This window comes from Microseira wollei NIES-4236, assembly GCF_020521235.1.
GTDB classification, from domain to species: domain Bacteria; phylum Cyanobacteriota; class Cyanobacteriia; order Cyanobacteriales; family Aerosakkonemataceae; genus Microseira; species Microseira wollei.
In genome coordinates this window covers 62,181-76,729 of sequence record NZ_BLAY01000018.1, presented here as the reverse complement: position 1 = coordinate 76,729, position 14,549 = coordinate 62,181, and the positions used below count along the sequence as shown (strand labels likewise).

Below are 14,549 nucleotides of genomic sequence, written 5' to 3'. Positions count from 1 at the left end.
AATTGTAGAGTCCTGCCAGATTATTCAAACTGAGGGCAACATCCGGATGGTCTTCTCCCAGCAGTCTTTTTCTCAATTGTAAAGCTTGCAAATACAAAGGTTCCGCTTCGCTGTAGCGGACTTGAGAATTGTAGAGTCCTGCCAGATTATTCAAACTGAGGGCAACATCCGGATGGTCTTCTCCCAGCAGTCTTTTTCTCAATTGTAAAGCTTGCAAATACAAAGGTTCCGCTTCGCTGTAGCGGACTTGAGAATTGTAGAGTCCTGCCAGATTATTCAAACTGGTGGCAACATAGTGATGGTCATCCCCTAAGCGGGTTTTCACTGCTGATAAACACTGCCGACACCAAGGTTCTGCTAGCGAATATGAACCCTGACCTTCATAGAATCTGCCTAAACCGCAAAAAGGCGAAATTAAATCTTCATCATTCAACGCATTGGTCAGATTTTCGGCAACTTCTTCTAAATGGGGAATCGCGAATTTCAGCGATTCGATTAAATCAATAGTGGGAGAATCGGGAATTGTCTTGGCAATTTCCACAAACACTGGGACAAAAGCTTGTCTAACATTATCTGCCTGTTCTGACTCATCCAAATTTAATTGCAGAAACTCCCGAATTAGAGGATGAATTTTGTAGCAAGCTTCTCTCTCTTCTACTCGCTCAATTAAATGTCGCTTATGTAGTTGCTTTTTCGCCGCATTCACCTCTGACTTTGCCCAATTTAGCGACTCACTTGCCGACTCTACCCATTCCCAAGCAAACGCATCTGGTGCAAACAAACTCAACAACTCACCCACCCGCTGCGTCTGCTTTTCGAGTTCTTTCCAGCTTAATTCAAAAGCCGCTTTTACCCCTCGCCTTGCAATCATTTCAGTCGCATCCAAATCGTCTTGTGAAACGTCGATTGCCTCATCTTGCAATGACTGCGCTTGCAAGCGCTGCAACAAAACTGCCAACGACAAATCGGGGTCTTCCACCAAATATCGCGCCACCAATTCCAAACCCAAGGGCAGATATCCCAGCCAGTTGCACAACTCTTTTGCATCTGTAGGGTAGGCATCTTCTGGACTTGTGGGGTAGGCATCTTGCCTGCCCTTTTCATCTGTTGGACTTGTGGGGTAGGCATCTTGCCTGCCCTTTTCTCCCCTTGGCGGGCGAGACGCCCACCCCACAAGCCCCCCTACAAGCCGCCGATCGTTTTCCCCCAATATCGCCGTCAACAATTGCAAAGCCTCTGCTTCCGACAGCACATCCAGGGGAAGTTCGACAAAATTAGTATATAGCCGTCGCAGCCGCGTCGTCATCAAGACGCAGAAGCGGTTATCCGTTGGCAACATGCCGCGACATTGTTTCCAATCGGTGACATCATCCAACACCACCAACACCCGCCCTTGTGGGGGTTGCCACTGTTGCCAGCACCAGGCTACCTGTTGGGCGAGAGTCAGCGGATTTCCGCGCCAATCCTGCTGCGGCACTTCCAGTTTCAGGGATAGCAGGGCAAACTGCAAAATCTGTGCAGCCAGATTCGCGTCTCTGGCAGATAGCCAGCAAATCCCACCAGGGTAATCGTCTTGATGTTCCCGCGCATATTTAATCGCCAGTTCGGTTTTGCCAACTCCCCCCATCCCGGCAACGGCTGAGATGGCGACGCGATGGGAGTTTTGCCAGGTTTGATGCAGCGTTGCGAGTTCCCGCTGCCGTCCGACGAAGTGGGGTGTGCCTTGGTAGGGGATGGATTTTGGGGGAGTGATGGGTTTGGGCGGAAGAATGAATTGCGGGTTGTTGATTGTATTATTTCCGCCTTTGATGTTGATGCCTTGCCAATTTTCGTTATTCATATTGTCTGCGGATTGATATATTTTTTGAATAATTCAAACCCTTCGCTTCGCTTTCGACCCGCCCGGAAATCAATTTCCGGGCTAATAGCGAAAGTCCATTTTAATCGAATGGATAATTAATATTCATTCCACTTAAGTGGACTTAAGCTAAAAGCCCTTGGAATTTATTCCCTGGCGGTTGTGTAGGTAGGCAAAAGGTATTTAATTATCCTTATTTGCTGCCGAATTCAAATTTAGGATGATTGATAGTATTCCTGACGCCTTTAATATTTATTCCTTGCCAATTCTCAATTGTAGTTGCTTGCGGTTTCACCTTTTCAGTTAACTCTTGAATTGCCTTCTCCAAGTTAGGATTTACCTGCGCCGCTTCTTCTACCTTAGCCGCCAATTCTTCAATTGCTGCTTTAATTTTCGGGTCGGCGGCTGCCGATTTGATGTCTTCAATTAATACCGCTTCGCCGTAATCTTCCGGCTGTTGCGAGGGCAAGGCAGGATTTTCTTTCGCCGCTGCAAGGCGTCTTGACAAATCTGGATGTTTCTCTCCATCAATCTCAATGACTAACTTCAAATTGGCACAATAAAAGTCAACAATGAAATTATCAATCGGTCTTTGCCTTAAAACCCGAAATTGAAATCTTCTCAAGTAATTATTCCAGAGCTTTTTTTCTGCCGGTGTCATGTTTTTCCGCAGTTCTTTTGCCCTTTCCACAAGTTGCGGATTGTACGGTAAGTGAAAACACGTATCAATTAAATTTGCGGATGCCATAGCAGTAAGTAACCCACTAAACCCCTCAATTACGGGGTGATTGGACAGTACTACCATAACACTCGAAAAAAGCGCGATACTTGCTGACGCACTCGCGCAAGCGATCGCCACCTTTACAAACTCTCGTAAGTCAGTTCCTTATTCGCCCAATTAGTCTCTTCTAGAAATTCCCTAAAGGTCGTCAAAATTCCAGGAAATTCCTCTTCCCTTAATTGCTTAACATCAGCTTGATAACCCTTATTGCGATACCACCCAATCAAATCAAACAGTGACTTGCGGAACAGAAGTAAGAAAATCCAGGCGGGTACTTCTTTGTGGATAACAGGTATTCCCTGCACTTGGGAAAATACCTCTGCCATCTGCTTTGGCGTCAGTACATCGCCAGCGAGTTCGATTTCTTTGCCGATATATTTGTCGGGATGTTTTATAACATAAGCAGCAACGCGACCCATGTCTTTTGTTGTAATCAAATGTAAGGGTTTATTAGGTGGCACAGAGAAAGGAAAACTCCCCTTAAGAATAGAAGGTCGCGTGTATTTCTTCCAAAATTCCTCCATAAATAAGCAGGCACGTAACATAGTTGTGGGTAAGCCAGCTTGTTTTAAAATCTGCTCTATCTTATATTTTTGCTCAATATGACCGATGCCAGAATTTCTGTCTGCACCACCTGCGGAGTTATACACAAAATGCTTAATTTCGGCAAGTTTTGCAACTTGTGCAATTCGCTTTGCTCTCTCCACTTCTAAAGGGTCAGGTTTGGATGAATCGCCAGCGGTGGCGTGACAGTAAACATGGGAAATCCCTGTAAAAGCTGCTACAAGAGATTCCCGATCATCTAAGTTAGCTTCAACCAATTCGACGCCTGCATCATTTATCTTGGATAGGGAAGGACGGTTGAGGTCAATTTTGCGAGTGATGGCGCGCAGGTTACTGACTCCCTGTTCTAGAAATCCCTTGACTGCATTTCCACCCGTGCCACCCGTGACGCCGATGAGGAGAATTTTATCCATGTTTTCCCAGCCATCTAAAATGCTCGGTTCTTATTCGTATTAAACTTGATTTTGAAATAAAATATCTATATCTGGAGGTAGAGGCAACCCATGATTCAGCAGCAACCGGATGCAAATAATACACCTGTGTTTGAACAACTTTGGGCGATTACCAACGAACTGCGTCAGAAAGTAGACGCCCGTTTTGAGTTGCATCCAGATCCTGGTACAAAAGATTTACACGAATATAGTAATGCTGATGGCACTGTAAAAGGATCGCTCAAAACTTTATCTGGGAATGAAATTGACTGGTTGGTGCATTCTTGGCTTCGCAACCCCGAACGAAACTTCAGCGCCATGCGTCTAACTACTTGGTTGAAACCCCATATCCGCGTTCCCCATCTGGCGTTTGAGTTTGGCATGATGCCGAATCTTTTCTTCTACATCGATTACATTCCCAGAACGGATCTTTTGACCGATTTGGAATACCTGGATCGCTACTATGAACCAGTTAATCAGACATATCTGACGCTACAGGCTAATCCAAATTTGTCATTATTTACGAGCAAAGGTGTTTACATGCGCCTGTTTCGATCGCCGATCAATCCATGCTACACCTGTCCAGTTACAGAGGATAATTTGGCACTGATTCGCACAGTAGCAAATGAAATGCTCGATCGCTGGCTAATTTGGGTAAATGAAGCCGAACCAGTGCCAGAAGATACACGGGATTCTTTGGCAAAACGGGATTTATTTTTGCGCCGTACCAGTGCGGAACGCGATCCGGGAAATCAGATGGCGGTGCGGATGTTTGGTGAGGAATTAACTAATAAATTGATTCGTGGGTTGTGGGGAGGCGATCGCACCAACTCTTAAGCAATAGATTTTGGCACCTTTAATTATTAAAGCTTTGACTGACAGGGCGATCGGGCCGCTAGTTAGGCGGTCAAATTTTGCACCTTATCAGTAGGGTGGGATCTGGGGTAGCATAACGAACTATTCCATCACCCACTCTGCTGCATACTGCTAACAAAATAACTACACAAGTTTATTATTACCAATGTCAAACTTACATTCAGTTGTTTAGCAACCAGTTTTTAAGGTAGGACACAGATAGGAGAGATAGGGTCTGTATCCAACTAGGATAAAAGCAAGAAAACCAAAAGCAAAACAGACCGAATATGACTTAAATTCGCGGTCAAGGAGCTATATTATGATGTTAAGTTCTCTAAATAAATATGCAACTATAATTGCCTCTGTTGCAGCACTCATAGTCCCTATAGGTTTTGTTTCTCCTCTCTTAGCAGCAGAAAACCAATCCTCTACTACCCAAGTAGCTGTAAGATCGACCTCGGCTAGTTGGTATCAAGTCGCTGAAGCTAAACTACCCAATAATTTTTACGTAATCTATCGGATTACCGAACGATTAATCAGGGCTAACAAAGTCGATAGTCCTTACTTGCGAATCATTTTGTCACAAGACTATTCTGTGAATGCGACTGCCAATACTGCCTACCTAATTGTACTCTATCAAGGGCTTTTAGATATCACTGAAGGAGATACTTCCGCACTGGCTTTTATCATTGCTCATGAAATTGGACATTACGTCAAAGATCACTATAACAGAGTGTACGCGCTAGAACAGGACGCTAACTCCAAATTGCGGGAAATTCTCTCCTCTTCTAAGAATCAGGCAGAAGCGGCTCGAAGAATCGAGGCTCTACGCCAAAAGATTATAGAACAACTTCGGGCTTATGAGTTGGAGGCCGATCAAATTGGATACTTGTATTCTGTTCGCGCTGGGTTTGATCCAGAAGCAGGATCGCGAGGGTTCAAACTGCTGGAAAAAATGCCTGGTGGCACGATGGCAAGCGAAACTCACCCATCGATAAGCGATCGCTTGGCAGCTTTGGAAGCGTTGAAGGCGAAATATCCCCCAGAAACTTTGCGGCAGGAAGGTCTAACTCAGATCGAACGCACGCAACCACTCACTTATGAGTTGGCTGAGGACAAACATTCCCTGCGGATCAATTCCCAACCAACAATTTCCTCTGTCGATGACATACACCGCCGTTTGGGTCAAAATGATCGGGACTGATATCATATCCGGTCGATTACCCATAATCAGAAGCCGGGACACGGCATGATTAACTTTATCTGTTTGTGGGAGATATCTATGATGCCGTGTCCCTACGCAACGACTCTGTGAGGTTTTTTTATTATGGGCAATTCAACGGACATGATATGACGCAATTCTCACAGCAATCGCCGCTAAAGCAAAAAAGGCTGAACCTGCAAAAAGCCTTATGTGGTATGGTTTATAGCTGCTGCCGTTGGTGAAATAACAGGTCTTGATTCCGGTTTGCAGATCAAAGAGGTAATTCAACGGTGAAACAAATCTCGTTATTTGCACTCTCAACTCGAATCGATCCGTGCAGATAAGTGACGAGTTTTTGCACGAGGGCTAACCCCAAACCTGTCCCGCCATGTTTCCAAGGGTTACTGTTCGGAATTCGGTAAAATTTTTCAAAAATGCGGCTAATTTCGCTAGGGGGAATTTCAACTCCCGAATTTTTGACGCTGAACAAAAGTTTTTCTGGATTTTCGCTTATGGTTTTTTCAGACTCTTTAACTCGTGCTGATATAGTAATTTTTTCTCCGGCTGGGGTGTACTTACATGCGTTGTTCAACAGTTCGGTGATAATGCGTTCTAGCTTCGATAGGTCAGTTGTTATATGAGGAAGTTGGGCGGGAAAGTCAATTTCTAGTTGTTGTTGTTGACTGTGGATGCGTTCTACAAATAGTTCGGCAATGTGAAGAATCGCTATTTTGGGGTCGATGCTGGATAAAACTAAAGATTCAGCCCCAGCATCGAGGCGGGACAAGTCTAATAAATCGTTAATTAAATTGGTTTCTCGCTGACATTCTTCGTGCAATATTTTGAAGTATCTCGGTACTTTTGTCGAATCTGTGTCTAATGCACCCGCTTGTTTTAAAACAATTTCTAACATCTGAGTAGCCATTTTGATGTTGGACATGGGGGTGCGTAATTCGTGGGAAACCGTACTCAAAAAGTCATCTTTGAGACGATTTAGCTTTTCTAGTTCTTCTACTTGCGCTTGGGTGGCTTGGTAAAGGCGAGCTTGACGAATGGCGATCGCGCACTGATTTGCCACTTGCTGCACCAGTCGAATCTCTAGGTCGCTAAAATACTCTGTGCGGGGTTTAAACAACCACATATCCCCCAAGATGCCCCGATCGTCCACTAAAGGACAGCTCAAAATGGTAAACTCCAGCTTGCTACTGCGAAGTAACGCAGCGGGTAGGGCACAGAAGCAGTATTGAACGTAATGTCCCTGCAACAGTTGCTCGTAAATATCGGGCCAATCATCGATCTGCAAGGTTAGCCCTTTTGCTGATGGAATTTCTGGGCAAATATATTCGTAGCAAATTGTTGACGTTCTGCGCTCCAGGTCGTATAATGCAGCATCGCACGAGTAAACGCCCAAACTGATTGCCACCGCTTGCACGGCGGTTTGCAATATTTGAGATTCATCCAAAGAATCGCGGACTTTGTCGGTAATGCGTTTGAGGGTGGCTTCGTAGCTGAGGGATCGTTCTAGTTCGGCGGTGCGTTCGATGACTTGGTTTTCTAGATCGGCGTTGAGTTGTTGAATTTGTTGATACAGTTTCGATTGTTGGATGGCGATCGCAAGTTGATCGGCGATGGCGCTAGCTAACTCGACTTCCCAATCTTCCCAGGGGGTGGGGGCTGAGTGTCGCAACAAATTCAGCGTCCCCCAAACAGGAATTGATAGGGTGTCGTAACTGCTGTAAGAGTCAACCCGCAACGGGATAATTAACCAAGCTCCGGGATAAATTTGAGCCAGGTTTTTGACCGTTTCGTCTTCTATCTGGCTGATATCATCAATGGGAATAATTTCTAGTTGCTTGAGGCGCTGGGTTACCCAATTATTACGATAGGGAATTTCCAACCCCAGACCAATAGGCAGGTCGGGTTTTTGCCGATATTCTCCTACGCACCGCCACAGTTTTTGCTCTGGAAAATATTCTATAATCGTCGCCCGATCCACTTTTAAAAGCCTGCCAATTTCTGACACTGCTGTGGAAAAAATTGTGTTCAATTCCAGAGAGTTGCGGAGGGATTGAACGACTCGATTTACTGCCTGATCTTTTTGTGCTTGACGCAGCATTGCGTTTTCTGCCTGCTTGCGGGCGCTAATGTCGCGCAGGACTACGCATAAAATTTCTGTTTCGGGGTCAGCAATTTGGTTGGCTTTGACTTCAACTTGCACGATGCTGCCATCTCGACGGCGGTATTGTTGTTCGCCGGTAAAATGTTGCCCTGCTGTTAGGTTTTGCAGAGTGCGGTCGATTTTTTCCGGCTCTTCTAGGAGGAGATCGTAAAGCGTTAGTTGCAAGATTTCTTTAAGCGTGTAACCTAGTAGTTTTTCCAGGGCGGCGTTGGCATCTATTAAGCGTTTGCTGCGGGCATCTATTAAGAAGATTCCGTCTGTTGCTTGGGCGATGACAGCGCGATAGCGGACTTCGCTTTCTGTTCGCTGACGCTGGCTAGCGAGCAATTTTTCTGTTAGTAAAGTAGCGAGCGCTCCAAATACCAATCCTACAATTGCTAAAGAAGCGAACAGATAGCGCAAGTTGGCGATGCCTTGCCGATAAATTTCTCTCGCTGTTTCCACCCGCAGCAGCAGTGCTGGCTTCCCGTATATGTCGTTAATGATGGTGTATCCTGCGATCGCTTCTTCGTTGAGCGGATCAACGAATATCGGGCATGAAGCATTGAACATTAGACATTGGGCATCTTTTCTGCTATTTTGCTCCTCCCCCAGCAAGTAAGAACGCGCTGCTAAAAAGTCAGGCGGTAGTTTGGCTGCATTCATATCTTGCCAGGTGAGGCGGTAGCGACTAGCCAATTTCTGAATTTTGGCGGTGTCTAAATAGCGCCCAAATATCAAAGTACCGCCCATTGGCCCGCTGCCCCTACTCGTAAGAATAGGTTGGGATGTGACCAGCATTGGGCCAGAATCAAGCAACAAGATTCCTGTTAAAATCTCTCGTTTATTGGCAGAACGTAACAGCAAACTGCCCTTAGCGATGTGCTTTCTCACCGCCGCGGGTACGCGTATTTTTTTCTGGCGTCTAATATCCAGCCCCGTTCCGTAGACGAGTTCCCCGGCAGAATTAATATACACCACCAAATTGACTTTCATGCTGGCAAGCGCTTGTTCGGTTAAGTTCGACTCGATATAATTGCTGGGCTTGCCTTGCTTGATAAAGCTATAAGTTTCATCCCAAGCTGACCAGTCGGGAAAACGGGCGCTAAAATCTTGTTTTGTTTGAGCAAAGATACTTAAGACGCTTTCAACCGCTTGACGCGTGTTTTCTTCTTCGGCAACTTTAATGTTGCTCAGCAAGAGCGCTGACGAAGTTGCATACAGCACCCCAAGCAGACCCACGAGGGTTGTCCCAACGACCAAGATGGCTTTCTGCCTCAGCGTCAGCGACTTCCCTGTAGCGGGTGTATGTTGATTTTCTAACCGATTTTGTTTTTTGCCTACTGGTTTAGACAGACTTTTTGTTTTAAATAGCGCCATAGTAATTTACTTCCCGATGCCACGGGTAACGCTAGGAGTAGCTAAACGATCGCTACAGATGTCCTGATGTTTCTCGGTCTGGTAACAATGCACTCTGAAGATAGTAATGCAGTCTATCTTATAGGCAGGGGTTTTAGCATGGGTAAGAAACCTAGTCTTTTCCATCTCCCCCATTTTCCTGAGGTCTTACGCGCATATTCCGGGTTTCTCTGCGCAGAAACAAAGGTGATAGGTTTGTCCTGCGTAAGTCCTGTCCTCCTCAATTGAGCAAATTCTGCAACAGCGGATGCTCTCGAATTGCTTCCAAGTCTGCATCGGTTTTGGCAAGTTCTCTCAATCGCTCTTCTGTGTCGAGGACCCGTGCCTGCTGGAGGCTTTTAATCGCTCTAGAGGGTTCACCACACAGTGCATAACAAGTTGGTTATACCAAGCATCAGGACAATTAGACTCGATTTGAATCGCTTTTTCACAGCAAGCGTTCGCTGCTTCGTATCGTTCTAATTTCATCATCGCGATTCCCCTGTTGATCCCCGCACTGGTACAGTCTTCTTTGAGTTGAATCCCTTTGTCGTAAAACGCGATCGCTTCTTCATATTTTTCCAAGTAATAAACTGCATTACCTATATATAACCAAAATCCATAAAATTCAGGATAGAGGGCGATCGCTCTATCGTATGATTCTCTTGCTGCCTCGTACCTCTGCCACTCGGCTAATGTTTTTCCCCCAATCAACCCGCTGCTGTTATCCGGTATTGTCTCTAGGGTTTTGTCCTAGGCATAAATAGCTTGATTGTCTTCGTGCATTTTTGTCAAAATTATTCCTTGGTTATACCAAGCTTGATAAAAATCAGGCTGGATGGAAGTAACTTTTTCATAAGCAGCTATTGCTGCTTCATCCCGTTGCATTTTTTCCAGCAAACAGCCTTTTTGATACCATATTTTAGCTGCTTGTGGCTGGCGGCGATCGCGTTTTCATAATATTCTGCTTCAGTTTGTCGCTGTAATTTTTCTAGCATTGCGCCTCGGTCATAATAATTTTGTGGATTGTTTGGATGGCGTTTAATCAATCGATCGTAACAAGAGATCGCGGTTTCATAAGATTGTAATGCTTCTGCCGCTGTAATTTGGCTAAAATTAAACCGCGACGATACCAAGCATCTGGATCTTCTGGTTTGAGTTTCAATCTTTTATCGTAGACGGCGAGAGTTTCTGCATAGCGCTGGAATTTTTGCAGCATTTTAACTTGCTGTATCCCAGCGGCAGATTCCGGTTGAATTTGCCCGACTTTATGATCAGCTTCTATTGCTGCTTCATCGCGGTGCAATAAAGCTAAAGCATTCCCTCGGTTCATCCAAGCTTCTCCATAGTTTGATTGCAGTTCAATTGCTTTATCCTAGGAAGCGTTCGCTGCTTCATAGCGCTGTAAATCGTGTAAAGCGAGTCCTCTATTATGCCAAGCTAGCGGAAAGTATGGCTGAAGTTATATCGCTTTTTCATAACAAGCACTTGCCTCTTCATGGCGGTGTAAACTCCTCAATACGGCGCCTTTATCCTGCCAAGCTTCCGGATAGTCTGCTTTGATTTCTATGGCTTTGTCGTAGGAGCGAAGCGAGTCTTGATATTTTCCCGATTGTCAAAAGGCATACCCCCGCCAATACCAAGCTTCTGCGTAGTTGGGTTCGATTTGAATTGCTTTATCAAAAGCAGCAATTGCCTCTGGATATTTCCCATGACTAATTAACCCAAGTTGCTAGTTATAACTTGTGACAGCGGTAATTGCGAGCTTGCTAATTGCTAATTGCTAATTGCTAATTGGGTTAACAGGCTTTTGCCTTCTTGACAACTACCCATTAGCCATTAGCGATTAGCCATTACCAGTACCGCTTGATGTAACTAGCAACTTGCGTTAATTAACTGACTACCTCGGCGATAAAGTTCGCTTTTCCGCTCTCTGAATATCCATAATAGTGCGAGTAACACTAGGACGATATACAACGAATATCGGCTAAAAATTCGCTCGCCTAGAAAAGCTAACCTTGTCGGAATTACCAGAAAATCGCTGACAGTGTCAGTAATATTCCAGAGCAATTGATTAAACGGACGAACAAACCAAAGCAGTCCAATCAAAAACCAAATTCCATATTTGCCAAACTGGTTAAATTGCCGTTGGAGATGGGGTGGTAACCAAGGTTCGATAATGCCATAACCATCCAGGGAAGGAATGGGCAATAAATTAATCAGAACCACGTAGATATTCAAAACAACGCTCCCAGCTAAACTGGGGAAAATCCAACTGGAAATATCCCAGTTTTGCCCAACTCGGAAAAGCAGCGACAGCAGCAAAACGACAATCATATTGGCGCATGGACCTGCAGCAGAGACGGCACTTTTCCATTGGCGATCGCCCAACCGATTCTGATTAATATAAACCGCGCCACCCGGCAGCGCAATTCCCCCAATCAGGAGGAAAAAAAGCGGCAACATTAAACTTAATCCCGGAGCGGTATATTTGAGCGGGTTTAAAGTCAAATAACCTTTATCCTTAACCGAAGTATCTCCACTTCAATAGGCGACGACTGCATGACCGAACTCGTGGAGGCACAAGGATACGAGCGATCCAAGACAGATAAAAACTGCAACTAACCACATGGGAACTGACCGCAGGGGAACAGGTGACTTTAATTTAGCAGAGGAGCGGGTGAGCTTCAGGTGCAGGTGAGCAGGTGAGCAGGTGAGCTTCAGGAGCGGGTGACATTGGTTGTGTAAAACTATGGTGTAAGCAACTGTTTAAAAACCCCTCTTCCTTGTTCTCCTTGTCTTCGTTGTCTTCCTTGTCCTCAAAGTCCCCTCACTTTTTACGATACTGATGCCACCGGACAGGATATCAATGGTAGGGTGGAAACGATCATCTTTGGTCAAATTTCTCTCAATATCCCACCTGCACGCCTGCACACCTGCACAAGAGTGTAAAAAATTGCTACGGACATGGTATTGTAACAAATTGTTGCGAATACTCGTCCTTTGGCAATGTGGTTTTTATTGGCAAATTCTGTTTTGGCGCAAATTGCAGAACCAGCAGTACTCGAACGCCGCTTTGTGACCCAAATCCAAGAAATTCGTCCCTTACCGGGAGAACTCGATCGAGTTTTGGTGTTCAATAGCAACAGTCCGGAAGTGGTGCAAACCGAAGGAATTCTACTTTCCACCTTTCCTGGTGAGGGGAAACAAGTTCCCGCCGCACACTTGAACAAACCGCTAGTAGGACGGTTCGACTTTTTTTCCCATCACATTGTCAGATCCTCGAGACAAGGACGGACGCTGTATCAAGGCGCATTGGTTTACAATCCCAATAACGAACCCGTAACTCTAGAAATTCTGCAAGCGGCGAGTCACGCCACAAATCCCGATGCGCCGTTTGTCCAGTTGCCGTCAATCGTGGAAAATCCCGATGGCAGGGTTTATTCTGGTCCCGGATCGCGAGTGATGAATGAGGTGTTGCGAAATGTGCGGGAACCCGAATTTCCTACAAAAATCGAAATTCCACCGCAACAGAGTCGGATGTTATTTAACTTGCCTATATTACCTGGGAGCGGTCGCACCACCTACATGAGACTGCAAGCTTCGGCGCCGGTTTATATGGCGAATTTGGCGATGTACGCGCTTGCCAATCCGCGGGAACGTTTTCGCGCGCCGTTGTTGGAAGAGTGGCAAAATTTATTAGTAACTGGCAGATTAGCAGAACCGCGCGATCGCACGCCTACGGATCCGAGCAAACTGGGAATTGAAGGGGAAGAAAAGGTGTTTGGACGCGTGGCGGGGGTTTCCATCGGTTCGGAATGGTATGCTCGCATTACAGATCGACCGGGAGAGGATAAGCTGAGCATTCCGCAACGGGGAAGGGGTATTTCCTATCCGATCAATACGGTGACGCGGATAACCTTGGGAACTAACCAGGTGCAAAGTGCGCCGATGGCGGTGCGCTATGCCGATACTGCCATCAACGGTCACGGTAACTATGGGGTGCATTACCGCGCCATCTTGCCTTTAGTTAACAATACCGGCAATCCGCAAACGGTGACGATATCGATCCAAACACCGTTTAAACAAGAGTATGCACGCGAGCGCTTATTTTTTGTCGAACCCCCCCAAGGACGGGTTTTCTTTCGGGGTACGGTGCGCGTTTCCTACCGAGACGATAACAGACAACCCCAGGTGCGTTACTTTCACCTAGTGCAACGCCAAGGACAGCAAGGGGAACCCTTGGTAACGCTGAGGATGCCTGCAAGAGATCGCCGCATCGTCACGGTGAATTTCTTCTATCCCCCCGATGCTACACCCCCGCAAGTATTAAGCGTGCGAACTTTGGAATAAGCTAATTGCTAATTGCTAATTGCTAATTGCTAATTGCTAATTGCTAATATAGCATTTTTCCTAATATTAGCCATTAGCGATTAGCCATTAGCTGCCAGGAGAGAGATAACTAGCAACTTGAGTTATTTATAAACAAATAATTCATCCACCCGCATTTCAAAAGCTGTTCCCATACCAGGCGGCGGTTCAACTCTAATTTTGGCATTTCTTGCCAATTTCTTGAGGACGCCGCCCAGTTTTACCAACGATTTCAATACGCGCCAATTCGTGATTTCATCGGGGCATTCTATCACCAAAGTGGGCGTTTTTCCAGTGGTAATATACCACTGACAAGTCGATAGTAATGCTTGCTGCCGCTGGTTGCAAGCTTGGAAAAAATAATTGGCGAGCGACTGTTCCAAGTTCCAACGCATTAAACTATCTTTGAGGTCTAGATTGGGCGGCGGTAAATCATCTGCTGGTAAGGAAGGATTATTCATGATGCTAACTTTTAGATGGGGGACTTACAAGGGGTTGTTGCGTGACTGCGGGGACAGGTTTCGATATCTTGAGGTTTGTTATCGATTGGACGTAACCCAATCTGTGCCTCTACTTTTTCTAGATTAAATCCTACCATTAAAACCTCCTCCACTTGCATTAAAGGACGCCGAATTAAAAGCGGATCTGCGAGCATAAATTCTAAAGCGGTTGACTCGTCTAATTCGGTTGGAATAATTTCTCCCGATTTAATGCGAGGGGCGCTATAGTTAAACCATTCGCTAACGGGTAATTCCCCAAAAAACGGACGCAGCGTTTCTGCTGTCCAAGGCGTTTTCAGGAGATTTCGAGCGATAACTTCGTGTCCCGCCGCTACCAGCATGGCTTTTTGCTTGGTATTGTTAATGCAGCCAGGTTTTTCGTAAAAAATTACATTCTTCATGGTTGGTTTTGATGCTAATTGCTAATTG

Annotated in this window: 15 protein-coding genes and 2 pseudogenes; 3 read left to right on the top strand and 14 right to left on the bottom strand. The window is 45.6% G+C overall.

Annotation, left to right across the window (positions count from 1 at the left end; genetic code table 11):
* The 3 genes and pseudogenes from MiSe_RS08180 to MiSe_RS08170 all read right to left on the bottom strand — a co-directional run.
* A partial coding sequence (locus MiSe_RS08180) for a tetratricopeptide repeat protein (protein ID WP_226577243.1) occupies positions 1-1,840 on the bottom strand: 1,840 nt, incomplete at its 3' end.
* Positions 1,841-2,372: 532 nt separating this feature from the next.
* Positions 2,373-2,606: pseudogene (locus tag MiSe_RS53720) on the bottom strand (endonuclease domain-containing protein); the annotation flags it as partial.
* Positions 2,607-2,719: 113 nt separating this feature from the next.
* Entirely contained in the window at positions 2,720-3,616 is an 897-nt protein-coding gene (locus MiSe_RS08170) for an NmrA/HSCARG family protein (protein WP_226577236.1), read from the bottom strand.
* A 90-nt stretch (positions 3,617-3,706) separates the two neighbouring features.
* On the opposite strand from MiSe_RS08170, the gene MiSe_RS08165 reads away from it, so the two are divergent.
* Together MiSe_RS08165 and MiSe_RS08160 are read left to right on the top strand one after the other, a co-directional pair.
* Complete coding sequence (locus MiSe_RS08165) at positions 3,707-4,471, top strand: hypothetical protein (protein WP_226577234.1); 765 nt, start codon at positions 3,707-3,709, stop codon at positions 4,469-4,471.
* Positions 4,472-4,808: 337 nt separating this feature from the next.
* The gene (locus tag MiSe_RS08160) at positions 4,809-5,693 is read left to right on the top strand and encodes a M48 family metallopeptidase (RefSeq protein WP_226577231.1); all 885 of its coding nucleotides are present in this window, start codon (positions 4,809-4,811) and stop codon (positions 5,691-5,693) included.
* A 271-nt stretch (positions 5,694-5,964) separates the two neighbouring features.
* Here the strand turns inward: MiSe_RS08160 and MiSe_RS08155 are convergent, their stop codons facing one another.
* The 9 genes and pseudogenes from MiSe_RS08155 to MiSe_RS08120 all read right to left on the bottom strand — a co-directional run bounded on the left by MiSe_RS08155 (position 5,965) and on the right by MiSe_RS08120 (position 11,760).
* Positions 5,965-9,231: a CHASE4 domain-containing protein gene (locus MiSe_RS08155; protein ID WP_226577228.1), complete on the bottom strand. Its 3,267-nt coding sequence runs from the start codon at positions 9,229-9,231 to the stop codon at positions 5,965-5,967.
* A gap of 259 nt (positions 9,232-9,490) precedes the next feature.
* A complete protein-coding gene (locus MiSe_RS53715; RefSeq protein WP_444980472.1) occupies positions 9,491-9,613 on the bottom strand; it encodes a hypothetical protein in 123 nt (40 codons plus the stop codon).
* Positions 9,565-9,963: a tetratricopeptide repeat protein gene (locus MiSe_RS08150; protein WP_226577226.1), complete on the bottom strand. Its 399-nt coding sequence runs from the start codon at positions 9,961-9,963 to the stop codon at positions 9,565-9,567. The genes MiSe_RS53715 and MiSe_RS08150 overlap by 49 nt, the downstream gene beginning before the upstream one ends.
* A 39-nt stretch (positions 9,964-10,002) precedes the next feature.
* The gene (locus tag MiSe_RS08145) at positions 10,003-10,137 is read right to left on the bottom strand and encodes a tetratricopeptide repeat protein (protein WP_264196381.1); all 135 of its coding nucleotides are present in this window, start codon (positions 10,135-10,137) and stop codon (positions 10,003-10,005) included.
* Positions 10,113-10,298 (bottom strand): hypothetical protein, encoded by a 186-nt coding sequence (locus MiSe_RS08140; RefSeq protein ID WP_226577223.1) that lies wholly within the window; start codon positions 10,296-10,298, stop codon positions 10,113-10,115. Before MiSe_RS08140 ends, MiSe_RS08145 begins: the two co-directional genes overlap by 25 nt.
* Positions 10,295-10,582 carry a tetratricopeptide repeat protein gene (locus MiSe_RS08135; RefSeq protein WP_226577220.1) on the bottom strand — a complete coding sequence of 96 codons (288 nt, stop codon included), beginning with the start codon at positions 10,580-10,582 and terminating at the stop codon, positions 10,295-10,297. Before MiSe_RS08135 ends, MiSe_RS08140 begins: the two co-directional genes overlap by 4 nt.
* 129 nt (positions 10,583-10,711) lie before the next feature.
* Positions 10,712-10,852 (bottom strand): annotated as a pseudogene (locus tag MiSe_RS52585) (tetratricopeptide repeat protein); the annotation flags it as partial.
* 12 nt (positions 10,853-10,864) lie between these two features.
* Positions 10,865-10,969, bottom strand: coding sequence for a tetratricopeptide repeat protein (locus MiSe_RS52580; protein WP_226577255.1), 105 nt, complete (start codon positions 10,967-10,969; stop codon positions 10,865-10,867).
* A 155-nt stretch (positions 10,970-11,124) separates the two neighbouring features.
* The gene (locus MiSe_RS08120; protein ID WP_226577217.1) at positions 11,125-11,760 is read right to left on the bottom strand and encodes a site-2 protease family protein; all 636 of its coding nucleotides are present in this window, start codon (positions 11,758-11,760) and stop codon (positions 11,125-11,127) included.
* A gap of 498 nt (positions 11,761-12,258) precedes the next feature.
* Between MiSe_RS08120 and MiSe_RS08115 the strand changes: the two genes are divergently transcribed.
* Complete coding sequence (locus MiSe_RS08115) at positions 12,259-13,602, top strand: DUF3370 domain-containing protein (RefSeq protein WP_226577252.1); 1,344 nt, start codon at positions 12,259-12,261, stop codon at positions 13,600-13,602.
* A gap of 122 nt (positions 13,603-13,724) precedes the next feature.
* On the opposite strand, the gene MiSe_RS08110 is transcribed toward MiSe_RS08115, so the two are convergent.
* Both MiSe_RS08110 and MiSe_RS08105 read right to left on the bottom strand, forming a co-directional pair.
* On the bottom strand, positions 13,725-14,081 hold the full coding sequence (locus MiSe_RS08110) for a hypothetical protein (protein ID WP_226577214.1): 357 nt from the start codon (positions 14,079-14,081) through the stop codon (positions 13,725-13,727).
* Between the two features lie 11 nt (positions 14,082-14,092).
* Complete coding sequence (locus MiSe_RS08105; RefSeq protein ID WP_226577212.1) at positions 14,093-14,521, bottom strand: ArsC/Spx/MgsR family protein; 429 nt, start codon at positions 14,519-14,521, stop codon at positions 14,093-14,095.
* Positions 14,522-14,549 lie beyond the last annotated feature (28 nt).